Genomic DNA, 25,014 nt, shown 5'->3' on the forward strand with positions numbered 1-25,014 from the left:
CTCTCAAAAAAATTGGATACTTCAAGTATCCAATTAAGTCATTACATCCATTCTAATATTATGCTCGTAAAAAGTCAACTTATGTAAAATTATTTTCCTATTTTGAAAGTTAAATCAATATCTATAGCTTCATTCAATATTTCCATAATATCTTCCGATATTACAGCAAATTTAGCTTCTGCTTGAAGATACGAGGTTATCTCATCATTCATAGATATAATCCCACCTAAGTTACTCAATTTACATTCCGTTTCTTTTGATAACTTACCTTTTTGTACTTGTTCAGAACATGCTTCATACTGCAATTTTCTGAAATCATTTAAGATTTTTTTATTTTTCATCATTATTTATTTTTTTGCATTTTCTTAATTTTATTACCTTTGATACTTTCCTAGTTCTCTACCTAATTTATGGATTATATCATATGCACTCATGACAATCCCTCTGATTTTACTTTTAGGTAGGAAATTTTTGGAATAATTTTCTACCTAAAATTATATTTCCATTATAATCGGAAGTATCATAGGTTTTCTTTTCGTTCTTTCATATAAAAATGTTCTCAAAGCATCTTTTATATTTGATTTAATAGTAGCCCACTCTGTTATATGTTTTTCTTCGCATTCTTTTAATGCTTCTCTTACAATATTACGAGCTTCTTCCATCAAATCTTCTGATTCTCTTACATACACAAAACCTCTAGATATTATATCTGGTCCTGCAATTACTACTCCTGATTCTTTTTCTATTGTAACAACAACAGTTAATATTCCATCCTGCGATAGATGTTTTCTATCCCTTAATACTATATTTCCTACATCTCCTACACCAAGTCCATCTACAAACACTTGCCCTGAAGTAACTACTCCAGCTTTTCTAATAAAGTCTCTATTTACCTCAATTATATCTCCATTATCTGCTACAATAACATTTCTTTGACGCAATCCTAGTTTTACTGCAAGCTCTGCATGTTGTTTTAAATGTCTATATTCACCATGAACGGGTATAAAAAATCTTGGTTTTACTAATGTATGAATTAACTTTAACTCCTCTTGACAAGCATGTCCGGAAACATGTACATCTGCCAAAGCTTCATATATAACCTCTGCACCTTTCTTGAATAATTGATTTATAACTCTTGAAACCAATTTCTCATTTCCAGGAATAGGTGTTGCAGAAATTATAACCATGTCCCCTGGTAAAATATTAACTTTTTTATGTTCTGAAGCTGCCATTCTTGAAAGCGCTGACATTGGTTCTCCTTGACTACCCGTTGTTATAATAACAACTTTTTCCTCTGGATATTTTCCTATTAAATCGATGTCTATAAACATTTCATTTGAAGCATCAATATACCCAAGTTCCTTTGCCACCTCAACTATATTTTCCATGCTTCTTCCAGAAAAGGCAACTTTTCTATTATATTTTTCTGCTGCGGAAATGATTTGTTGTATTCTGTGTATATGTGACGCAAACGTAGCTACAATTATTCTTCCTTTTGCTGTAGCAAATATATCCTCAAATGCTTCTCCCACAGTACTTTCTGACATAGTATAACCTGGTCTTTCCACGTTAGTACTATCTGCCATCATTAATACTACTCCTTTTCTACCTAACTCAGCAAATCTAGCTAAATCCGCTACATATCCGTCTATAGGTGTATAGTCAATTTTAAAGTCACCAGTGTGCAGTACTACTCCTAAAGGAGTGTGTATTGCTATAGCTACTGAATCTGCGATACTATGATTAGTCCTTATAAACTCTACAGATACATTTTCTAACTTTATCATATCTCTAGGTTTTATATAGACTAAATTTACAGAACTCAAAAGATTATGTTCTTTTAATTTTGTTTCCAAGATACCTAATGTAAGTTTTGTACCATATACAGGGACATTCAATTCCTTTAATATATATGGAAGCGCTCCTATATGATCTTCATGACCATGGGTTAAAAATATACCCTTAACTCTTTCTCTATTTTTTATTAAATAGCTTATATCTGGTATTACTACATCTATCCCCAGCATCTCTTCGTCTGGAAATTTCAGCCCGCAATCAATAACTATTATATCATTTTTAAATTCTATAACTGTTAAATTTTTTCCAATCTCATTTAATCCACCTAATGAAATAACTTTGATTTTATCCCTTTCCTTACGCATTTTCTCCCCTCCTTTTTATTTTTTATATTAGGTATCTTTATTTTAATTAATTCTTAGAACATTCACTACATATACCATAAAATTTTACACTGTGATCTTTAATTTTGAAATCATATTTAGATTCTATATTATGCTCCAACACCTCTAAAAGGTCGCCTTCTACTTCAAGTACTTTCCCACAATTAGTACATATAAGATGATGATGCTGATGATTTTCATCCTCATGAACAAGTTCATATCTACTACATCCATCATTTAAATCTAACCTTGTAACAATCCCCATCTCTTCTAAGAGCAAAACTGTCCTATATACTGTAGCTAATCCTATTTCTGGGCATTCCTCTTTAACAAGATTATATAGTTCCTCTGTGGTTAAATGACTTCCTTCGTTTTTGATAATTATATCTACAATAGCTCTTCTTTGAGGTGTTAGCTTATAACCCTTTTCTTTTAATGTGTTTTTTAGTCTTTCTACTTCCTCATATGAAACCTTAGCCATATTAGTCCCTCATTTCATATTTATTTCTCTATAGAAATCTTACACTTAATTATAACTACAATAATTAATTATTGTCAATTGATAATCATTATATGAAACAAACTTTATTTTTAAATAATAAAAGCTATGTAGTGAAAACATAGCTTTTATTAATTCATTAATTTAGCTCACTATCCTCTTCTGCAAATAAACTTTCGTATGCTTCTGCAACAATAGCAAATTCATCATCATCATCTACTGTAACAAGAATATCTTTCCCACTTTCATTACTAATAATCTTTAAAGCTATAGCTTCATCTGTCTCCTCATCCTTTGGTACCACAATTACATACTCTTTATCCTGTATATCCAATTTAGTAACAACATCAAATTCTATATTTTCTCCATTTTCATCCGTCAATGTAATTGATTCTACAGTATTATCCATGTATTATCCTCCCTTATATTTTTAATAAATACTATCCAAATAGCCCTGCAGTATATATACAGCAGCAATTTTATCTACTATTTTTTTTCTCTTAGAACGTGACAAATCTGCTTCTAACATAGCTTTATGTGCCGCCACAGTAGTAAGTCTCTCATCCCAAAAGATTATTTCCTTATCTATCTTATTATGTAAAACATCACAAAAATCTCTTACTTTTTCGCTTTGTGGCCCTAAAGTACCATTCATGTTTTTAGGTAATCCTGATACTATCTTTTCTACTCCATATTGAGCACATATCTTTTTCAATTCATCTATATCATTATCTATCCCTTTTCTTCTTATTGTTGTTATACCTTGGGCAGTTAATCCTAATGGGTCACTTACAGCTACCCCTATAGTTCTATCTCCCACATCTAGTCCTAATATTCTCATGACAATCTCCTTTATTATGCTCAATTTTAAAAATAAAAATGCCCTTAAAGGGCACTTTTATTTTATCCCTAAATAAATTTTTAAAACTTCCTCTAGTATCTCATCTCTTTCTAATTTTCTAACAAGCGCTCTAGCACCATTATAATTAGTTATATATGTAGGATCTCCTGAAATTAAATATCCTACCATTTGGTTTACTGGATTATATCCCTTTTCTTTTAAGGCATCATAAACCTGGGTTAAGATTTCCTTTGTTAGATCTTTTTTATTCTGCACTAGATCAAACTGTATAGTATTATCGTTCCCCATTTTACCTTCACCCCACTCGCGTTAATATCATATGTTATTAAATTTATATAAGTTAAATATATTGGTATTTCCTTTAAATATATTATAAAACATATTTTATGAATTGTACACTACTTTACTAAAGTTACCATTATAGATTCCACTTTAGAAATTGCCTCCTCTAACTTTTCAGGTAATTTACCACCTGCTTGAGCCATGTCTGGTCTTCCACCACCACCGCCTCCAGCTATAGTTGCCACCTCTTTTATTATTTTACCACAATGAACACCTTTTAATACAGCATCTTTTGATGCCATAGCAACAAATTGTACCTTTCCTTCATTATTGCTTCCTAAAACAACTAATCCTTCTGATATTTTATTCCTTATTTTATCAGCTAGTTCTCTTAATGAATTTCCATCTATATCATTTAATACTCCTGTTACTAACTTTACCCCATTTATTTCCTTAGCATTATTTAATAGGTCATCTTCACAACCGTTAGCAAGCTTAGATTTTAATTCGTTGATTTCTTTTTCTTTTATCTTCATTTCTACAATTTGTGAATTTACTTTGTTTATTATATCCTTTTCTCCACATTTTAAAACATCTGAAATGTTTTTTAATATGTTTTCCTTTGTTTCCATATAAGCTATAGCACCAAAGCCAGTAACAGCTTCTATTCGTCTTACCCCTGCTGCAACTCCCGATTCTGAAACAATTTTAAATAACCCAATTTCTCCAGAATTCTTAACATGTGTTCCACCACAAAGCTCCTTACTAAATTCACCTACAGATACAACTCTTACTTCTTTTTCATATTTATCATCAAATAGTGCAGTAGCACCACCATTTTTTGCTTCTTCTATGGACATTAATTCTGTTTTTGTATTATATACTTTCATTATTTCTGTATTAACTATTTTTTCTACTTTATATAATTCTTCTTCTGTTAATCCCTGAAAATGATTAAAATCGAATCTCAGTTTTTCAGCATCCACAAAAGAACCTGCCTGTTGAATATGTTGACCTAAAACCCCTCTTAAGGCTGCATGTAATATATGTGTAGCAGTATGATTCTTACTTATATTATTTCTTCTAGTCTCATCAACCCTTAAAGTAACAAATTCTCCTTTTAATAATTTTCCCTCTGTTACTTTTACAAAATGAAGTATTTTACCTGCTATGTTCTTCTTACAATCAACTACCGTTGCCTTAACTTGTTCTGATATTATAACTCCAGTATCTCCTATTTGCCCTCCCATTTCTGCATAAAAAGGAGTTTTTTCAAAAATAATTACTCCTTCTTCTCCTTCATTTAAAGATTCCAAGATTTCTTTATTATTAGCTACTAAGGTTATTTTAGTATTACATTCAATAGAATCATACCCAACAAACTCTGTTAAAATTTCGTTTGGTAATTTATTTAATATTGTATCTTCTGCTCCCATATAATTGGACTCGCCTCTTGCTGCCCTAGCTCTTTGTCTTTGATTTTCCATTTCATTATTAAATCCTTCTATATCTACATCCATAGATTTTTCTTCCAATATTTCCTGTGTTAATTCTATTGGGAATCCGTAGGTATCGTATAGTTTAAAAGCTTTCTCTCCTGGTAGAATTTTTTTATCTTCTTTTTCCAACTTATTTATGTACTCATTTAGAATTTCAATTCCACCATCTATAGTTTCTGCAAATCTCTCCTCTTCCAATTTTATAACTTTCTTTATATATCCTTCTTTTTCTTTTAATTCTGGATAAGCATCACATGAATTCTTAATAACAACATTACATATTTTGTATAAAAAATTATTTTTTATTCCTAAAATTCTACCATGTCTTGCCGCTCTTCTAAGCAATCTTCTAAGTACATAACCCCTACCTTCATTTGATGGCAATATGCCGTCTGAAATCATAAATGTTACACTTCTTATATGATCTGTTATAACTCTTAAAGATATATCTATTAATTCATTTTTACCATAAGATACATTTGCATATTCACCTACTGTATCTAAAATAGCTCTTATTGTATCAACCTCAAAAATACTATTTTTACCTTGCATAATAGTAGCCATTCTTTCAAGTCCCATACCTGTATCAATATTAGGATTAGCAAGTTTATTATATTTACCAAACTCATCTTTATCAAATTGAGTAAACACTAAATTCCAAAACTCAACTATCCTATCATTATCAGATTCTTTTAAAAATTCTTCTACTGTAGTTACTTTTCCTTCACCTCTATCAAAATGTATTTCTGAACATGGACCACAAGGACCTTGCCCTATTTCCCAAAAATTATCTTCTTTTCCCAATCTAAATATTCTCGTTGAATCTATATCTGTACTTTTAGTCCAAATTTCATAAGCTTCATCATCATCTAAATAAATAGTTACATATAATTTCTCTTTTGGAATTTGTAATACTGATGTAACAAATTCCCATGCCCATGGAATAACTTCCCCCTTAAAATAATCTCCAAAAGAAAAATTTCCCATCATTTCAAAGAAAGTACCATGCCTAGATGTTTTACCAACATTTTCTATATCCCCAGTTCTAATGCACTTTTGACAAGTAGTTACTCTGTTTCTCGGCGGTGTTTGAACACCAGTAAAATAAGGCTTTAAAGGAGCCATTCCTGCATTTATTAAAAGCAAACTTTTATCATTTTTAGGTACTAATGAAAAGCTTGGTAATCTTAGATGCCCTTTACTTTCAAAAAATTTTAAATAAGCCTCTCTTACTTCGTTTAAACTCATATTTTTCATAATAATTTCCTCCATTATATATTAATTATTTTCTATTAGTTTTTAACAACAAAAAAAGCCTTCGTTTTTTAAGGGACGAAAGCTTTTCCGTGGTACCACCCTAATTATATAGCTAGTTTAATTAAACTATATCTCTCAAAACTATAGTTAGCTCCAAAACAGCTTCGACATTTCTATTAAGAAGTTTACACCTACCACTTCCTCTCTAAATAACAAAAAAATATCTACTAGTTTTCTTCATCACTAAAATATTCATTTTGATAAAGATTATAAATAAAAAAATATAATATGTCAATATTTAGCTACATTTTCTATAGATATAAAAAAACATATTTTATATTTTTATTATGGTTTTACCTTTATATTACTGTTTGCAACATATTTTTTTATATTTTTCAAAATTTATTTTACATACAAATTCAATAGCTTAATTTTGAAATTTTATAAATATTTAAAAAATATAATAATTTAGATCTTCGTATACTACTTTTATAGCTACTCCTATTGGTACTGCCAATACCATGCCAACAAAACCTCCTATTTTACCTCCGATTAATAATAAAAGTATTACAATTAAGGGATGCATACTTATATTATCCCCTATGAATTTAGGTGATATTATATTTCCTTCTATTTGTTGTATTGCATATAACCAAATCGCTGTCCAAAATGCTATTTCAGGAGACTTTAACAACGCTATTAAAATAGCTGGCAAAGCACCAAATAACGGTCCAAAATAAGGTATTATATTAAAAAAAGCATTAAGAAGTGATAATACAAGTGGAAAGTCAACCTTAAGTAAAATTAATACTAAAAAAGTAAACCCACCAACTACCATAGAAAGTATAATCTGCGTAACTATGTATCTACCTAACATTTTGTCTATATCTTCTACTATAGTATAAACCAGCTTTCTACTTTTCACTGGAAACATATTAATAAGCCTATTACTTATATCCTTACCATCAGATAAAAAATAATAAGTTATTATAGGAACTATAGCAAAAGCTAATATATTTTCTCCAAGTTTTAAAGCACCTTCAAACGCGCTATTAAATGCTTTGTTAAATCTAATATTTATTTTCCCATAAACTGTTCCTAATATATTTTCAAATATTTTATTGTTTTTTATAAGTTTTATTCTTTGATATAAATCAGTTATAATATTTTCTATATTAGAAATAGTTTCACCAATATTTAAACTTTCCTTAAATAAATAAGGGATAAAGAAAGCGATACTCATAGCAAAGATAACTATCAATAATACTATAATACATACAGATGATATAGTTTTATTTACACCCTTACTTATTAAATAATTATTTAATGGTTTTAAAACATATGCAACTATAAAGGAAATAAATATTAATTTAAAAATATCTCTTATTATAGGTACTTTTAAAATCAATATTACTAGTACAAACATAAAAATTAAAAATACTATAAGTTTTTTATTCTGTTTAATTTTTTCTTTCATCTGTATCATCTTCCATTAATATTTTATTAGGCACATTGGATAACATTACTTTATTTTTATCTTCATAATACAACAAATTTTCTTCCCCTAATATTAAATCTTTTATTAGAAAAACTTTCTTTCCATGTAAAAAATTAGTTATATATCCTGTTGTAACCACAATACCACTTATTAAAAAAGAATCTTTACTAAAAATTATATCTTCCACCATCCCTATTATATTACCATTTAGATCAATAATGTTCATACCACACAATTCTTTAAGTTCAAGTAACTTTCCCCTTCTATACTCGGTAACAATCATACTATTACAAAAGGATAGTATATCTTTTGTTAACACATATGTAGATTTTTGAAAAACTTTATAGGAGGATATAGAAAAGCCCTTTACAATTCCAAAATTAAAATCTATTAAGATATCTTTGATAAATCCTATTTTATTTCCATTTATGCTATTTACTTTCATAAATAAAAAATCCTTTTTCCTATACATATTATCACTCCAATTAAAATCCAACATATAAATTATATTTTTTCCTCAACATAAAAAAATATGCTAAAAAAAAAGAACTTACCCTGGTAAGTTCTTCAAAGAATTTATTATTAAATAATACTTTCTATTACTCCTCCACCTACTAGTAAATTTTCCAAGTAAAATACTACAGACTGTCCCTTAGTTATGGCCCTTTGTTTCTCATGGAAAACCACCTTTACTTTTCCTGAGCTTACAGGCTCTATAGTAGCTAGTGCAGGTCTTGCAGAGTATCTAATTTTAGCAGTAACTCTCATTTTATTTTCTAATTTATCAAAAGGTATAAAATTTACTTCTTTAGCAATAAGTTCTGTTTTAAATATTTCCTTTTCTTCCCCTAATACAATTTCATTTTTATTTGGAATTATGTCTGTAACAAACACAGGTTTACCTAATGCTATTCCTAATCCTTTTCTTTGACCAATAGTATAATATATAATGCCTTTATGTTTTCCTAACACCTTCCCATATTTATCAACAAAATTACCTGGTAATATTCTTTTATCTGTATTACTTAAGATATATTTTCCATGATTATTATCAGGTATAAAGCAAATTTCTTCACTATCTTTTTTATTGTGTACTTCTAACCCAATCTCTTTTGCAAATTCCCTTATTTTATCCTTAGTATAATTGCCACAGGGCATTAATAAATACTTTAATTGCTGTTGTTTCATATTATAAAACATATATGTTTGATCTTTTTTATCATCTTCAGCTTTAAAAATTAAGTATCTATCATCACATTTTTTTACTCTAGAATAATGCCCTGTAGCTATATAATCAGCGCCTAAATTTAAGGCCTCTTTTAAAAATGCATCAAATTTTATATACTTATTACATGCAATACAAGGATTAGGTGTTCTTCCATTAATATATTCATTAATAAAATTATTCACTACCTTATCTCTAAATTCATCAATTAAGTCTATTTTCACAAAAGGTATTTCTAAATCCTCACAAACCTTTTTTGCATTTTCTATTATAATATCAGATTCAGTTAAATTTCCACACACCTTATTTCCTGGGAAAACTTTCATAGTCATTCCTATAACATCATATCCTTGTTCTTTTAATAGATACGCAGCTACTGAACTATCAACGCCTCCACTCATACCTACAACAACTTTTTTTTTCATATCTTCACCCTATCCTTTTAAAATAAGCAAAGAGTTAATAGTAATTATATATAATTTAAACTATTAACTCTAATTTGCATCGCTTTTACCTGCTATACATTATTCTCCATGCACCTCTTTATGAACATGATCTGAATGTGTTTTTATTTCTAATACTTCTAATCCTGCACGTTGTCTATAATCATTTATAGCCTTATGTATAGCTTCTTCTGCTAGTACAGAGCAATGCATCTTAACTGGTGGTAAACCATCTAACGCTTCTGCCACTGCTTTATTTGTGAGGTCCCATGCTTCTTCTATACTTTTTCCTTTTATAAGTTCTGTAGCCATACTTGATGATGCAATAGCTGATCCACAACCAAAAGTTTTAAACTTTACATCTTTTATTATATTGTCTTCTACTTTTAAATAAATTTTCATTATATCTCCACACTGTGGATTACCAACTTCACCTACTCCATTAGCATCCTTTATTTCACCTACGTTTCTAGGATTTTTAAAATGCTCCATAACTTTTTCGCTATATATCATAATTATCTGTCTCCCTTCTTCATAAAGTCTTCCCACAATGGTGACATATCTCTTAACCTCTTAACAATTGGAGGTAACTTTTCTAATATATAATCCACATCTTCTTCACTACTACTTTTACCTAATGAAAGCCTTAAAGATCCATGGGCAAGTTCATGTGGAAGACCCATCGCTAATAAAACATGGGATGGGTCCAATGACCCAGAAGCACAAGCACTTCCTGTAGATGCACAAATTCCTTCAAAGTCTAACATTAAAAGTAGAGCTTCTCCTTCTATACCAATAAAACTAAAGTTCGCATTCCCAGGCAACCTATTTTCACCTATAGGTCCATTTAACTTAGTATAAGGTATTCTCTCTTTTATTCCATTTATTAATCTATTCCTTAAATAATTTAATCTTTTTACTTCCTCATGTATTTCTTCTACAGCAAGTTCTATTGCTTTACCTATACCAACAATACCAGGTACATTTTCTGTACTTGCTCTCTTGCCTTTTTCTTGTCCTCCTCCATGAATTAAATTATCTAATCTTATTCCTTTTCTTATATAAAGCACTCCTACCCCTTTAGGTCCATAAAATTTATGTCCAGCCATAGAAAGTAAATCTATATTCATATTTTTCACATCTACATGCACATGTCCTATAGCTTGAACTGCATCTGTATGAAAAAATATTTTATTTTCCTTGCAGATTTCCCCAATTTCTTTTATTGGTTGTATAGATCCAACTTCATTGTTAGCAAACATAATTGTTACTAATATTGTAGTCTCCTTAATTGCTTTTTTAAATTCATCTATTTTAATTAAGCCATTCTCATCTACAGGTAAATACGTAACTTCAAAACCATTTTTTTCTAAAAACTTACAAGTATTAATTACTGCATGATGCTCTATTTGTGAAGTAATAATATGATTTCCCTTATTTTTATGTGCTAAAGCTATTCCTTTAATAGCCCAATTATCCGCTTCTGATCCTCCGCCTGTAAAATATATTTCACTTTTTTCAGCATTTATAGCTTTTGCTATTCTTTCCCTTGCTGTATCTATAGCTATTCTTGGTTTTTCTGATATAGCATAAAATTTTGATGAAGGGTTTGCGAAGTTTTCTGTAAAATACGGAATCATTTCTTCTAATACTTCTGGTCTTGTATAAGTTGTTGCTGAATAATCCATATAAACGTATTTTCTTTCCATTTATATTTTCTCCTTTCGGTTTATGTCTTTTAATTTATTATAATCCTGTGCTAAGTGCTGTAAAGTTGTTGATTTTGTTACCTTCTCTATACTCTCTTTTATTTTTACCCATAATAACCTAGTTGAACAAGAATCCATATTACTACATGTCCCTTCAAGTATACATTCCGACAAATCTAAGGGGCCTTCTAAAACTTCCATTATATCAGATACCGTAATTTCATCTGGTGTTTTACTTAATATGTATCCTCCTTGGGCTCCCCTTATACTTTTTATTAAGTCAGCCCTTCTTAAAGATGAGAATAGCTGTTCTAAATAATATTCCGATATATTTTGTCTTTCAGCTATACTTTTTATAGAGACTGGCTCTTTGCCATAATTGATAGCTAAATCAACCATAGCTCTAACTCCATATCTCCCCTTGGTTGATAACTTCATACATACACCTCTTAAGTATTTTTAAATGTTGACCATTTTACTAAACTTTCAAATTTATAATATCAAATCAGAGTAAAGTTGTCAACATTAAGCATCAAAAAAAACATCCTATTTAAAGTTTTATTTATATAAAATTTTTAATACTAATTTATAAAAAATTAAAAGAAACCTTTTTAAAATATCTATATATAATATTTCCAAAAGGTTTCTTTTATATTATTCTTTTATAAACTTCATATATGCTCTTATTTTATCCTCCATTTTATTTTTACATGGCACATAATATATTACATCTTCTATATTTTTAGGCAAATAATCTTGGTTAACATAGTGCTTTTTATAATCATGGGGATATCTATATTCAATTCCCCTACCAAGTTTATCTGCTCCTTTATAATGGGAATCCCTTAAATGACTTGGAATTTCTCCCACATCTTTATTCTTTATATCATCTAAAGCTTTATCTATAGCGTTAATAACAGAATTAGATTTTGGAGATGTGGCCAAAAGTATTACTGCCTCAGCCAATGGTATCCTTCCTTCTGGAAGTCCCAACTGCATAGCAGAATCTACACAATTTTTGACTATAGATATGGCACTGGGATAAGCAAGTCCGATATCCTCACATGCTATTACCAATAACCGTCTACATATAGAAATTAAATCTCCTGCCTCTATAAGCCTGGCTAAATAATGTATGGATGCGTCCACATCACTGCCACGTATTGATTTTTGAAAAGCACTTAAAATATCATAATGACTATCCCCAAATTTATCATAATTAAGAATTTTTACTTGAGTACACTCTTTAGCTGTTTCTACATTTATATATACTATTCCATCCTCTTTAGGCATAGTGGAATACGCACATAGTTCTAAAGAGTTTAAAGCTTTTCTTAAATCTCCTGCACTAACCTCTCCTATATAATTTATTGCCTCATTAGAAAAATTAAGATTTACATCTTTAAATTCACTTTGAAGAATTTTAATTCCCCTATTTATTCCATCTATGATATCTTCTTTAGTTAAAGGTTTAAACTCAAATACAGTAGCCCTGCTTAAGATTGCTTTATATATATAATGATAAGGATTCTCTGTTGTACTAGAAATAAGTGTTATCTTTCCATTCTCCATAAATTCTAGTAAAGATTGCTGTTGTTTTTTATTAAAATTTTGTATCTCATCTAAATAAAGTAATATTCCATTCATTCCCATAAAGCTATCTAACTGAGATGTTATTTCTTTTATATCGTTTAAAGACGCGTTAGTGGCATTTAGTTTATAAAACGTCTTTCCTGAAGATTTAGCTATTATATTAGCCAATGTTGTTTTACCAGTACCAGGAGGTCCATAAAATATCATATTAGTTATTTTTCCTGAATTAATTATTCTATTTAAAATTTTATTATTTCCCAGTAAATGTTTTTGACCTACCATTTCCTCTAACTTAGTAGGTCTAATTCTTTCTGCCAAGGGTTTACTTTCCATATATAAATTAAAATTTCCTTTCTATAATTTTACTCATCCTTTAAAAATTTATCTATACTATTGTCTAATATTCTTTCACTTGTATTTTTTAGCTTTCTACTTTGATTAACTAAAGCATTTACACTGCCATTTAAAGTAGCTTTTAATATACTTTTATTAAGCCCATATTTGAATTTTTTTATATTCTTACCCTCTACTCTGTCCAAGTAAAACAATATTTCATCTCTATTCTCTATAGAACAAATTTTTAAAGCCTTATTTAAGTATTTTTCTTTTAATACTGTTAGGTTTTCCTTTTCTAATGGCTCAAAACAGCTTTCTGATAAAAGTTTTGCACTTTTTCCTATACAAACTAATGTCTTTTCATCCTCTAAATTACTTTTAACAGCTAAATTTAAACATTTAAGTAAACATCTTTTATATGTCCATTTATCTTTATCAATACTAGATTCTAAGAAATCCGAGCCAAATTCAATTCCTAAATCCATTAAACTCCCCATTAAATCTATAGGGGCTTTAGCTAAATTAATCCATAAAAAAGTTTCTTTATAATACTGAAGAGCCTCCGCTAAAATAATCCAGTTTAAAGGTTCCTCTGGATTATCTTCAACAACTCTCTTTAATTTTTCAATGCCTGATGCTCCCTCAACTATATCATCCACCACGGTAATTATAGGTATTTGTTTAAATTCTTTTTCTATTCTATTTACAAAGTTTAACTTTTTATTCTCCTTAACTCTCTCTTCCTGGGAGTCTTTTACTATACCTTTTAAATTTTTTATAATATTTTTTCTTTTTAAGCTTTCCTTTTCTCTAATTTTTTCAATTTTGTTATTTAGGATATCTTTTTTTGCTAAAACACATTTTTTATTTTTTTTATCTGTACTTCTTATTTTCCTTTCTAAATACATACAATGTATATTTTCTTTTAATTTACTTTTACCTATAGAACCTAATTTGCTAATTTTTTTTATAAATGTCATCTAAAAACCTTTTCTTATTTATTGGTTAATATAACAATCCAATATTTCACCATAATAAAATACATGATAATCTCCATTTTTATAACAAGATTCTTTTATTTCATCGTATAAAAACTCACTATCCATTTCTTGTTTATATAATATTTTGCATTCAAAATGCATATCACAATTACCAATTACAGGAGTTACAACTTTATTACTAGGTTGAACTTTCAGATTACATTCTTTAAATTTATTTATATCCCTATAAGATTTAGTTCCACAAGTAATTAATTCTTGCTTTACATCCACATTTAAAGGTATGCTAACCGTAAACTCCTTAGAATTTTCTATAATATCATAAGTATATCTTGACTTTCTAACCATTACTGTTAAGATAGGTTTTTTCCACTGATATCCTATATTAGCCCACCCTATAGTCATAGTATTCAGCCTTTCCTTGTCTTTAACAGTTAAAAAAGCTCCTTTGTTTTTTATAGCTTCTATCGCTTTCCCCATATAAATTTCAAAATTCATATTTAACCCTCCTAAAAATAATATCTTTAAATTAAGTATTCTATTTTAAATATTGAACTTTTCTATTTTTAAAATACACAATATTTAAATTACATTGATCTGCAATTTCTTTGGCTTCCTTATAATAATTTCCTATATTTTTATTTATATGTGCATCAGATCCTATGGTAACAAATTTACCTCCTAGTTCTTTAAATCTTTTAAAAATTTTAATCATATTTTCTAAAACCTTTTTTTGAGTAAACCTTCTAGTGTTAATTTCTATAGCTTTTCCACTATCTGCTAATAATTTCAGTGTTGGATCTATATATTCTCTATACTCTTCATAATATATTTCTTTATCATGGAATTTAGCATATCTAGCAATATAATCTATATGTGCCAAGGAGTCAATATAGTTATGTTCCTTTATGCATCTAAATATATAATTAAAATAATATATAAAAATATCTGTTTTACTGCCATTATAATAAAGCTCTTTATTATAAATATCATAATATATATTATTCATTTTTACCACATGCACAGAACCTAATACAAAATCAAAAGGGTATTCTTTACTTATCTTTCTGTTCTCCTCAATACAATCTGGTCTCATTCCCATTTCTATTCCTAAAAGTAATTTTGAATTTCTATACTTACTGTATTCTTTAAAATATTTATCTATATTAAATATAAACTCTCCTGGTCTCATAAAGTTCAAGTCTAAATGTTCGGTTATCACTATTCCAATATCATTTTTCTCACTTACATCCAATACTTGTTTTATATCCATTTTACTATCTGTAGAAAATTTTGTATGTATATGACTATCAAACATATTTTCCTCCTATAGTTTAATCTATTCTATACAATTATAATTTTTATAAAATAATTCTTTTGTATTAAAAAACTGTAATAAAACTTTTTCATTTTGGGCTGTGTCTATTCCAAATCTTGCACAAGTAAAATTAGGATCATTTTTCAGTGCTAAAATAGAATCTTCATAGCCTTTCCCTCTATAATTTAGTATACTCATAAAATCTTTAAGTGAAATATTATCACCCTTCTTTTCAATAGATTTTTTTAATAATTGTGAAGCTTTTTCCAATCTAAAAAAAGATGTACTTTCCTTTGGTACTTCTTTATGATTATATTCTATATTTTTATGTACAAAATGATTAGTATGTACATAAAAATCGTTTAACTCTTTTACACTTATATTCTTGTAATCACATTCCACTGAAATAGCCTTATTTTCATGTACATCTAAAGCAATGGCGTGAAAACCAGATGCTCTATTATCTATATTACATCTATTTATAAAATCATTTAAGGATTTTGCTTCACTTATATGTCTTTGTACAAAATATCTTGGAACTCCCTCTTCTCTAATTGTATTATTGTAACAAAAATTTATAGTCTTAACTATCCCATGACTATTAAAACTAAATGCATTTCCAAAAGGCATATTAATATAATCATAAGTTATAAACCACTCTTTTTCTAACATACATTTTGTAATACATGCGCTATTAACCTTATAAGTATCATCTTCATTATGTGCTAATACTAATGTACCATCTTTTCTTTTATATAATATGGTAGTACACCCAACCCCTTCATTCAATATTTCCGCACACATTGTTAATAAATATAACTTTTCATTTACTAAAGCCCCTTGTGCCCTTCCATAAATTTCTTTTAAATATTTTGGAAATATTTTTTCTAAATTTTTTTGTATCTTTTCTAGTTTGCACAAAATAGCATTATCATTTAATAGATGTTTATATTTATTCACATGTAAATTTATTTCCCTTTTAAATTGAATTCCTATAGTTTTTCCCAATTCTATAGCACTTCCAGATGCCTTTATAAACTTAAGTTTTTCCTGCATTTATATATCACCTCATATAAAAATATTATATCAGAACCTAATAACTATTCCTAATATAGTATTTGCTTATTTTAATGGTTTAAATTTTTAACCTTTTATGAGATAATTAAATAAAAAAGTTTTTGGGGGCGTTGTATATGATTGATAATAAAAGACTTAATTATATAAAAAATGTGCAAAATATCGTAGTAAAGGTTGGATCATCTACCCTGACTTATAGTAATGGATTGCCTAACTTATCTCATATAGAACATCTAGTTAGACAACTAGCTGATTTACATAATAAAGGATATGGTATTATACTTGTTAGCTCTGGTGCTATTGGTGCAGGCATGGGTAAGCTTGGTTTAACTGAAAAACCAAAAAGCATTCCAGAAAAACAAGCTACCGCTGCTGTAGGTCAGGGAATATTATTACACATGTACGAAAAATTTTTTTCTGAATATGGTAAAACAGTAGGACAATTACTTCTAACAAAAGAAGATATGACTGATGTTACTAGAAGTTTAAATGCCCATAATACTTTTACCTCTCTTTTAAATAAAAGAGTTATTCCTATAATAAATGAAAATGATGCCGTTGTTGTTGATGAAATAAAGGTTGGAGATAATGATACTTTATCTGCTCTTGTAGCTAAGCTTATTGGTGCGGATTTATTGATATTAATGTCTGATATAGATGGTCTATATAACTCAGATCCTAAAAAAGATAAAGATGCAAAACTTATAAGCTTTGTAGAAAATATAACAAAAGAGATCGAATCTTGCGCCGGAGGTGCTGGTTCAAATCTAGGTACTGGTGGAATGACAACTAAAATAAACGCTGCAAAAATTGTTAACTCAGCAGGTATTTCAATGGTGATAGTAAATGGTGATAATGCAGAACTTCTTTCTGAAATTCTTGATGGTAAAAATGTAGGAACTTGGTTTAACGCTAATAACTAAAACACAGGAGGTTTTTTTAATGGAAGACTTAAAAGAATATATTAATGAAAAAGGAATTAAAGCTAAAAAAGCCGCTAGAATACTCTCAACTTTAGATACTAATTCTAAAAATAAAGTTTTATTAAATATGGCAAATGAATTAAAAAACAATATAGATTTAATAATTGAAGAAAATTCTAAAGATATGAAAATTGGAGAGAAAAAAGGGCTTTCTAAAGCTCTTTTAGATAGACTTTTAATAAATAAAAAAAGAATACTTGATATGGCAGAAGGATTAAAACAAGTATCAGAACTACCCGATCCAATAGGAGAAATTACAAAAATGTGGAAAAGACCAAATGGTCTAACTATTGGGAAAAAAAGAGTTCCTCTTGGAGTTATAGGTATAATTTATGAATCCAGGCCTAATGTAACTGTGGATGCCGCTGCACTTTGTTTGAAATCTGGAAATGCAGTGATACTTAGAGGAGGATCAGAAGCTATAAATACCAACAAAATTGTATCTAAAATTCTTTCAAAAGCCTGTGAATCTTGTGATCTTCCAGAAGGAACAATACAACTTATTGAAACCACCAATAGAGAAGCTGTAAATTTAATGCTTAAATTAAATGAATATATTGACGTATTAATTCCAAGAGGTGGAAAAGGCTTAATACAAGCTGTAGTTAGTAATGCTACTATACCAGTTATTGAAACTGGTGTAGGTAATTGTCATATATTTGTAGATGAAAGTGCAGATTTAAAAAATGCTGAAGAAATAGTTTTAAATGCTAAAGTTCAAAGACCTGCTGTATGTAATGCAACAGAAACCTTACTCGTTCATGAAAATGTAGCTGAAAAGTTTTTACCTTCTTTAGCAAATTCACTTGCGGAATTAAATGTTGAGATGAGAGTTTGTAAAAAAAGTAAAAATTTATTATTAAATTCACTTAAAAAAGACAAAATTATTCATCACATTAAAAACGCTACTAAGGAGGATTGGGACAAAGAATTCTTAGATTTAATCATTTCTATTAAGATAGTTAAATCCTTAGATGCTGCCTTAGAACATATTTATATGCATAGTAGTAAACATTCGGAATCTATAATCACAAATAATTATTCTAATTCTCAAAGATTTTTAAATGAAGTAGATGCTGCTGCTGTATATGTAAATGCTTCTACAAGATTTACTGATGGTTTTGAATACGGCTTCGGGGCTGAAATTGGTATAAGCACCCAAAAACTTCATGCCAGAGGTCCTATGGGGCTTGAACAACTTACTACCAATAAATATATAGTTTACGGTAATGGTCAAATTAGAAAATAATAAGAATAATTAATTATAATACCTTTTAAAAAATAAAAAGTCTGTGAAAACCCTAACATTTAGACATAAAGAAATATCTAAAATAGGACACAGACTTTTATATGTCATTATTATTCTATTTAAACATAGGAAACCTGCTTATCTATATCACATACTATATCTATATCCTTGCCATTTAATGTAGTTTTAAGTATAATTTTATGCTTCCATAAATCTACTAAATATTTCAAAGTTTCCATAGTATAACTCATTTCTAATTCTCTTCCATCAAATTTGTGTTCAAGGGTTAATATTTTATTATTCGTGTTCATATCTGCAATAACTATATGAGGTATCATACCTATACCACAACTTTCGCATAAAGTATTTTTTATTTCCTTAAATCCTCTTTCATCAGAAACCTCTTCAATTGTATAATCCTTACCATGCTTCCCATATTGAAACAAATTCATTTCATAACAAAGTTCTTCTGTTAAATACCTTCTTATAAATGATTCATCTCTTTCTAGTAGCCTAACTTGGAATATTTTATCCCAACCATAGGTATGATATAAATTTTCATAAATTTTAAATCCCATATAGTAAGGATTTACTCTTCCTTCTAACGGAGTTATAACATCATTATGTCTTTTCATAAATTCTAAATGTAATCCTTGAGGTAATTTCAATTCTTTTAAAATATTATAATGCCAAAAACTGGCCCAACCCTCATTCATTATTTTAGTTTCAATTTGAGGGATAAAATATTTAGTCTCTTCTTTTACTATCTGAACAATATCTTTTTGCCATTCATATAATTCACCATAATTTATTATAAATCCTAGTATATCTTCTTCTGGTTCCAATGGAACTTTATTTATATCTTTTATAGGTTTTTTAACGTTTCCTTTTAATAAATCATTATGACTATTATCATTTTTATATTCTCGTATAATTTTATCTTTTAATTGGGTAATACTTAATTTCTTCACTCCAATGGCCCTATCTGTTTGAAGTTTTATAGCATGAGCCGCATCAAGTATTTTTTCCACCTCTTCATAACCAATACTTGGATCATTTATATACTGCCTAATTCTATCTCCATTACTCTTAAACATTTCTATGGTGTAATTTGCATCAGTAGCTTCTGCAAATAGTCTATTATTTTTAAAAAAATCATTATGTCCATAAACATGAGCAATAGTAAGTATTTGTAAAAGCAATGTATTATCCTTCATTAAATAAGCTATACATGGATTAGAATTTATAACCATTTCATATGGTAATCCTACAAAGTTATATTGATACAATGTTTTTAACCTATCATATGCCTTTCCAAAACTCCAATGAGGATATCTTGCAGGCATGCCTAAATATACTTCATATGCAAGCATATCACTATAATCTATTATTTCAAATTCTTGAGGATAATAATCCAAGCCAAAATTTTTAGCTATTTCTTCTATTCTATAATTCCATTTTTCCAAATCTTTTATATTATAATCCAAATTATGCTTCACCTCCCTTTTGTTAATTAGCAATAATAGAATATTTTAAAACATAGTCTCGTAAGTTTTAGGTAGAGTAAAATAAACTCTACCTAAATAAAAAGTATATTTACTTAGCTATTTACTCTAATCTCAGCTCTAAACATCTCTTTTAATGCACCCCATAAATCCTCCTTGGTTTGCATAGTAACAGATACAAAATTATCATTTTTTACTTCTTTAGAAAATCTTTTCTTTATACTACTAGCATAGCCATATGTCATTATTTCTGTATATCCAAATAAATTACATACATTACTTAATTCATTAGCAGCTTTTACTGCTCTTTCATTATCTTCACTCCAGTTATCTCCATCACTTGCATGAAACGCATATATATTATAATTTTCTGGATTATATTTATCATTTATTATCTCTAAAGCCTTATAATATCCACTAGATATATAAGTTCCACCAGACTCAACTTTATGAAAAAATTCATCTTCTGTAACAGACTTTGCAGTGGTAGAGTGAGCTATAAACACAATATCAGCACTTTCATACTTCATTTTTATAAAACTATATATCATAAAGAAAAATGATCGGGCCAAATATTTTTTACTTTGATCCATAGAGGCCGAAGTATCCATAATGCATATAACTACAGCATTATATTCTTTCCTTTTTTGTGGTTTAACTCTAAAATATCTTATATCATCTTTTTTGAAAGGAAATCTTCCTATATCTATTTCGTTAATTTCTTTATTAATTTCTTTTGCCCTTTCTTTAAGTACACGTTTCATTCCCTGCTTTCTTTTAAGTTTTTCAACCACAGTCCTTTTCTTTGCCAATCTTGGTGGAATACCATTTTTTTGATATCCACACTTCTTTTTAGAACCTTCTTTTAATATTTCAGAAAACTTTTTTTTCTTTAAATTAGGTAATTCTAAATCATCAAACATATATTCGAATATTTCTTCTAAAGTAATTTCCGTTTCAAATATATCTTCTCCTTCTTCATTACCTGCTTTATTTTTTCCTTTCCCAGAAGTAGATTCATCGGTACCTATTTTATCTCCCCTTTTTTCACTACCATCACCACTTCCTACTCCTGAAGCATTCTTCCCAAATATGAATTGATATTCTTTTATACCTCTTATAGGTATTTTTATTTTTTTATTTTTATTCTGCCCTATTAAACTCTCTTCTGATAAAATGTCCACTAAATTTTTTTTTATAGAATCCTCTACTAACTTTTGGTGTCTTCTTCTATCTTCTGCTGATCTATCATGAGGAATAGGATTAAATTCTCTAAAAACTGCCATATTATCAATCCTTCCAAAGATTATTAGCAGCATATTTTAATATTACGTCACAACATTCATTACAATACCCATTCCTTTTCATTTCTTCAACCATAGCATTATATTTTTCATTCTGTTCTTTATCCCTTACCCTAGATTTAGTAATGATTCTAGACATTTCTCTTACAGAATAAGTTAGTTTCTTTTCAATAGCCTCTTTTAATGGTTCATAGGATGTATAGTCAATTTTTGTTCCTTTTCTAATTAAGTAAAACATATAAGATGTAACATCTGCTCTAAATCCCTTTGAAGAACTCTCTGATATTCCTATTTGTTCTTCAATGGATCTCATAAACCTTTCATCAGGTTCTAGTTGCTCTCCAGTTGCCCTATCTTTTATTTTAGTTTTATTAACAAAAGCTTCCGCATGATCTAAATAATTATTAAACAAACTTTCTGCCTGCTCTTTAAAACTTTCAATAAAAGCTTTTGTAATTTCTTTTTCTAATATCTTATTATATTCTTTTCTAACAGTGTCTTGTAAAAATACCAAATTTCTTTTTCTTTCATCATCAGATATGTCTAAATCTTTAATGGATTTAATTAAACTTTCCATAACACTTAAAGGATTAATACATCCTGATTTTGAATCAGACAATGCATTATCTATAGCTTTTATAATAAACCTTGTAGAGATTCCAGACATTCCTTCTTTAAGCCCAGCTTCCTCCCTTAATTCTATAATATCTATCTTCTTAGTAGTTCCCTTTTCTACTATTTCTTCTCCATTATATATTTTAAGTTTTGTTAAAGAGTCTACTTTGTTAGATGGAGTTAATCTAGTAAGTATTGCAAACATTGCAGCTACATCTAATGTATGTGGGGAAATATGCGCTTTAAAATTACTCCTTTTTAAAATCTTTTCATATATTTTCTTTTCTTCACTTAATTCAAGACAATAGGGAACTTCTATTTTTACTATTCTATCTAATATGGCTTCATTTGTATGATCTGATTTGAATTTATTCCATTCAGCCTCATTAGAATGCGCAACTATTACACCGTCAAAATATATCATAGCTCCCTTCCCTGGAGAAGGTATTGATTTTTCTTGGGTAGCTGTAATTATAGTGTGTAGATATTCCACATCATTTTTAAATACCTCTATAAATTCAACCAATCCTCTATTGCCTACATTAAATGCACCATTTAATGAAAAAATTCTAGGATCATCCTCAGAATATAAATCCATTTTAGATATATCTACAGAGCCTATAAGCACAGAAGTGTCTTGATTATTAGGATCAACTGGTGGAACAACTCCTATACCTTTTCTTGACCTAATAGAAAAATCCATCTTTTCTATTGGAAACTTTTCATATTCACCCTTAAACTCATTTTTAAGTTTATATCTACAAACTGGACATAAATCCCCTTCTATTTTTATTCCTAATTCTTTTTCAAAAGTCCTTCTTAAATGTTTAGGAACTAAATGTAAGGGTTCTTCATGCATTGGACAGCCCTTCAAAGCATATATGTCTTGGCTACTCTCTAAAGCCTTTTTTAAAGCTTCAACTATAGATGATTTTCCTGATCCAACAGGTCCTACTAAATATAATACTTGCCTTGATTCTTCTCCCTTCATAGATGCTGAGTAAAAATAATTAACTAATTTCATTAAAGTTTTGTCTATTCCAAAAAAATCATCCTTAAAAAATTTATAACTCTTTATAGTCTCATTTCCATATATCTTTCTTACTCTTATGTTTTCCTCTGGATTTAAAACTTCCATCCCTTTTTCCATTATAATATTATACATTCTCTCATGAGCCAATCCATATAATGTAGGATCTTTCTTAATAATTTCTAAATAATCTAAAAAATTACCCTTGAAATTTACCTTTTTTCTTGTTTCTCTATCCTTCTCTATTAATTCCTTAAAATTCATAAATACCTCCTGATAATTCATGCTATATGAGGATATATCTTTGTTGTATTTATATTAATTGAATGTTTATTTTAGAACATGAACTATATATCATAATTAAAGTAGTTCTATTATTTATAAATCAAAGTTTATTATTTTAGAAATTTCCATTATAATATAGTTTAAGAATATTTTATTTAAATTCATATAAGGGGGATTTTTTTATGAACTTTATAGATTTAAGAAGTGATACTGTTACTGAACCTACTAAAACTATGAGAGATGCTATGTATAATGCAAAAGTTGGTGATGATGTCTATGGAGACGACCCAACAGTTAATGAATTAGAAAATTTTGCTGCAAAACTAGTGGGAAAAGAGTCTGCTTTATTTGTTCCAAGTGGTACATTCGGCAATCAATTATCTTTATTTACCCATTGCAAAAGGGGAGATGAGGTAATTTTAGGAGAAGATTCTCATATATTAATGCATGAAGTTGGTGCCCCTGCTATTATTGCTGGAGTGCAATTACGTGCTCTTAAAACTAATAAAGGAATATTAAACCCTATAGATATAAAAAACACTATAAGAGGAGAAGACATACATTTCCCAGATACAGGTCTAATATGCGTAGAAAATGCTTATTCTAATGGAAAAGTTATTCCACTATCAAATATGAAAGATATTTATAATTTAGCCAAAAACAATAATCTACCTGTACATTTAGATGGCGCACGATTATTTAATGCCGCCTCCTATCTAAAAGTGCCTGCTAAAGAAATAACAAAATACTGCGATTCAGTAATGTTTTGCCTATCTAAGGGTCTTTGCGCTCCCGTAGGTTCTATTCTAGCAGGAAATAAAGACTTTATAAAAAAAGCCAGAAAAAAAAGAAAAATAATGGGTGGTGGTTTAAGACAAGCTGGTATATTAGCTGCCGCAGGATTAATAGCTTTACAGGATATGCCAAAACATTTAGAAGATGATCATAATAAAGCTCTATTACTTGGCAAAAAGTTATGTGAAATACCTGGTATAAATGTAAAACTTGACGACATTGATATAAATATGGTATTCTTTAAAATAAATAATACAAATTATGACATGAATAGCCTATCAAAACATCTTTATGATAGAGGTATTAAAATTAATGGTCCAGAAAATGGGTTTATGCGTTTTGTTACACATTATTGGATTACAATAGAACATATAGATTATATTACTGCCTGTATAAAAGAAGCTTTAGGTTAAGCATAAAAAATTGAGGATAAGATTCTATGCTTATTCCTCAATTTTTATTATAATTTTTA

Annotated in this window: 24 protein-coding genes and 1 other annotated feature; of the genes, 3 read left to right on the top strand and 21 right to left on the bottom strand. The window is 28.6% G+C overall.

The genetic code is table 11. The features are described from left to right. Nucleotides 1-89 precede the first annotated feature (89 nt). The 18 genes from EJL03_RS14305 to EJL03_RS14390 all read right to left on the bottom strand — a co-directional run bounded on the left by EJL03_RS14305 (nucleotide 90) and on the right by EJL03_RS14390 (nucleotide 16,755). Nucleotides 90-344, bottom strand: a complete 255-nt coding sequence (locus EJL03_RS14305) for a YlbF family regulator (RefSeq protein WP_125154654.1) — start codon at nucleotides 342-344, stop codon at nucleotides 90-92. A gap of 150 nt (nucleotides 345-494) precedes the next feature. Continuing rightward, nucleotides 495-2,162 carry a ribonuclease J gene (locus tag EJL03_RS14310; RefSeq protein WP_125154655.1) on the bottom strand — a complete coding sequence of 556 codons (1,668 nt, stop codon included), beginning with the start codon at nucleotides 2,160-2,162 and terminating at the stop codon, nucleotides 495-497. Between the two features lie 46 nt (nucleotides 2,163-2,208). Further along, the gene (locus EJL03_RS14315) at nucleotides 2,209-2,661 is read right to left on the bottom strand and encodes a Fur family transcriptional regulator (protein ID WP_125154656.1); all 453 of its coding nucleotides are present in this window, start codon (nucleotides 2,659-2,661) and stop codon (nucleotides 2,209-2,211) included. 157 nt (nucleotides 2,662-2,818) lie between these two features. Then, nucleotides 2,819-3,088 (bottom strand): DUF1292 domain-containing protein, encoded by a 270-nt coding sequence (locus EJL03_RS14320; RefSeq protein ID WP_125154657.1) that lies wholly within the window; start codon nucleotides 3,086-3,088, stop codon nucleotides 2,819-2,821. Between the two features lie 21 nt (nucleotides 3,089-3,109). Beyond that, nucleotides 3,110-3,520, bottom strand: a complete 411-nt coding sequence (gene ruvX, locus EJL03_RS14325; protein WP_125154658.1) for a Holliday junction resolvase RuvX — start codon at nucleotides 3,518-3,520, stop codon at nucleotides 3,110-3,112. Between the two features lie 57 nt (nucleotides 3,521-3,577). Continuing rightward, complete coding sequence (locus EJL03_RS14330; RefSeq protein WP_125154659.1) at nucleotides 3,578-3,829, bottom strand: IreB family regulatory phosphoprotein; 252 nt, start codon at nucleotides 3,827-3,829, stop codon at nucleotides 3,578-3,580. Nucleotides 3,830-3,939: 110 nt separating this feature from the next. Continuing rightward, nucleotides 3,940-6,579, bottom strand: a complete 2,640-nt coding sequence (gene alaS, locus EJL03_RS14335) for an alanine--tRNA ligase (RefSeq protein ID WP_125154660.1) — start codon at nucleotides 6,577-6,579, stop codon at nucleotides 3,940-3,942. Between the two features lie 68 nt (nucleotides 6,580-6,647). Next, nucleotides 6,648-6,829, bottom strand: a binding site (T-box leader). Between the two features lie 201 nt (nucleotides 6,830-7,030). Next, nucleotides 7,031-8,056, bottom strand: coding sequence for an AI-2E family transporter (locus EJL03_RS14340; RefSeq protein WP_125154661.1), 1,026 nt, complete (start codon nucleotides 8,054-8,056; stop codon nucleotides 7,031-7,033). Beyond that, nucleotides 8,040-8,549, bottom strand: coding sequence for a PRC-barrel domain-containing protein (locus EJL03_RS14345; RefSeq protein ID WP_164509110.1), 510 nt, complete (start codon nucleotides 8,547-8,549; stop codon nucleotides 8,040-8,042). Before EJL03_RS14345 ends, EJL03_RS14340 begins: the two co-directional genes overlap by 17 nt. A gap of 110 nt (nucleotides 8,550-8,659) precedes the next feature. Next, nucleotides 8,660-9,727, bottom strand: coding sequence for a tRNA 2-thiouridine(34) synthase MnmA (mnmA, locus tag EJL03_RS14350; protein ID WP_125154663.1), 1,068 nt, complete (start codon nucleotides 9,725-9,727; stop codon nucleotides 8,660-8,662). Nucleotides 9,728-9,826: 99 nt separating this feature from the next. Further along, on the bottom strand, nucleotides 9,827-10,258 hold the full coding sequence (gene nifU, locus EJL03_RS14355) for a Fe-S cluster assembly scaffold protein NifU (RefSeq protein WP_125154664.1): 432 nt from the start codon (nucleotides 10,256-10,258) through the stop codon (nucleotides 9,827-9,829). A 2-nt stretch (nucleotides 10,259-10,260) separates the two neighbouring features. Then, nucleotides 10,261-11,454, bottom strand: coding sequence for a cysteine desulfurase NifS (gene nifS / locus EJL03_RS14360; protein WP_125154665.1), 1,194 nt, complete (start codon nucleotides 11,452-11,454; stop codon nucleotides 10,261-10,263). Beyond that, entirely contained in the window at nucleotides 11,455-11,892 is a 438-nt protein-coding gene (locus EJL03_RS14365; RefSeq protein ID WP_125154666.1) for an RrF2 family transcriptional regulator, read from the bottom strand. It abuts the gene before it with no gap. A 216-nt stretch (nucleotides 11,893-12,108) separates the two neighbouring features. Beyond that, a complete protein-coding gene (locus EJL03_RS14370) occupies nucleotides 12,109-13,380 on the bottom strand; it encodes a replication-associated recombination protein A (protein WP_125154667.1) in 1,272 nt (423 codons plus the stop codon). A 29-nt stretch (nucleotides 13,381-13,409) separates the two neighbouring features. Continuing rightward, on the bottom strand, nucleotides 13,410-14,363 hold the full coding sequence (locus EJL03_RS14375) for a hypothetical protein (RefSeq protein WP_125154668.1): 954 nt from the start codon (nucleotides 14,361-14,363) through the stop codon (nucleotides 13,410-13,412). A gap of 18 nt (nucleotides 14,364-14,381) precedes the next feature. Next, nucleotides 14,382-14,879 carry a flavin reductase family protein gene (locus EJL03_RS14380; RefSeq protein ID WP_125154669.1) on the bottom strand — a complete coding sequence of 166 codons (498 nt, stop codon included), beginning with the start codon at nucleotides 14,877-14,879 and terminating at the stop codon, nucleotides 14,382-14,384. A 40-nt stretch (nucleotides 14,880-14,919) separates the two neighbouring features. Then, complete coding sequence (locus EJL03_RS14385) at nucleotides 14,920-15,699, bottom strand: histidinol phosphate phosphatase (protein WP_125154670.1); 780 nt, start codon at nucleotides 15,697-15,699, stop codon at nucleotides 14,920-14,922. Between the two features lie 21 nt (nucleotides 15,700-15,720). Next, nucleotides 15,721-16,755: a C45 family autoproteolytic acyltransferase/hydrolase gene (locus EJL03_RS14390; RefSeq protein ID WP_125154671.1), complete on the bottom strand. Its 1,035-nt coding sequence runs from the start codon at nucleotides 16,753-16,755 to the stop codon at nucleotides 15,721-15,723. 137 nt (nucleotides 16,756-16,892) lie between these two features. Here EJL03_RS14390 and proB point away from each other — a divergent pair, with 137 nt between their 5' ends. Both proB and EJL03_RS14400 read left to right on the top strand, forming a co-directional pair. Continuing rightward, nucleotides 16,893-17,699: a glutamate 5-kinase gene (gene proB, locus EJL03_RS14395; RefSeq protein WP_243108728.1), complete on the top strand. Its 807-nt coding sequence runs from the start codon at nucleotides 16,893-16,895 to the stop codon at nucleotides 17,697-17,699. Between the two features lie 19 nt (nucleotides 17,700-17,718). Then, a complete protein-coding gene (locus EJL03_RS14400; RefSeq protein ID WP_125154672.1) occupies nucleotides 17,719-19,008 on the top strand; it encodes a glutamate-5-semialdehyde dehydrogenase in 1,290 nt (429 codons plus the stop codon). A 119-nt stretch (nucleotides 19,009-19,127) separates the two neighbouring features. Here EJL03_RS14400 and EJL03_RS14405 read toward each other — a convergent pair whose 3' ends face one another. The 3 genes from EJL03_RS14405 to EJL03_RS14415 form a co-directional block, all read right to left on the bottom strand. Continuing rightward, nucleotides 19,128-20,495 (bottom strand): SpoVR family protein, encoded by a 1,368-nt coding sequence (locus EJL03_RS14405; protein ID WP_125154673.1) that lies wholly within the window; start codon nucleotides 20,493-20,495, stop codon nucleotides 19,128-19,130. Between the two features lie 113 nt (nucleotides 20,496-20,608). After that, nucleotides 20,609-21,799 carry a sporulation protein YhbH gene (gene yhbH / locus EJL03_RS14410; protein WP_125154674.1) on the bottom strand — a complete coding sequence of 397 codons (1,191 nt, stop codon included), beginning with the start codon at nucleotides 21,797-21,799 and terminating at the stop codon, nucleotides 20,609-20,611. A 4-nt stretch (nucleotides 21,800-21,803) separates the two neighbouring features. Beyond that, nucleotides 21,804-23,726: a PrkA family serine protein kinase gene (locus EJL03_RS14415; RefSeq protein WP_125154675.1), complete on the bottom strand. Its 1,923-nt coding sequence runs from the start codon at nucleotides 23,724-23,726 to the stop codon at nucleotides 21,804-21,806. Nucleotides 23,727-23,929: 203 nt separating this feature from the next. On the opposite strand from EJL03_RS14415, the gene ltaE reads away from it, so the two are divergent. Further along, complete coding sequence (gene ltaE / locus EJL03_RS14420; protein ID WP_125154676.1) at nucleotides 23,930-24,955, top strand: low-specificity L-threonine aldolase; 1,026 nt, start codon at nucleotides 23,930-23,932, stop codon at nucleotides 24,953-24,955. Nucleotides 24,956-25,014 lie beyond the last annotated feature (59 nt).

Source organism: Clostridium rectalis, from assembly GCF_900626095.1.
In the GTDB taxonomy this organism is placed as follows: domain Bacteria; phylum Bacillota; class Clostridia; order Clostridiales; family Clostridiaceae; genus Clostridium_AS; species Clostridium_AS rectalis.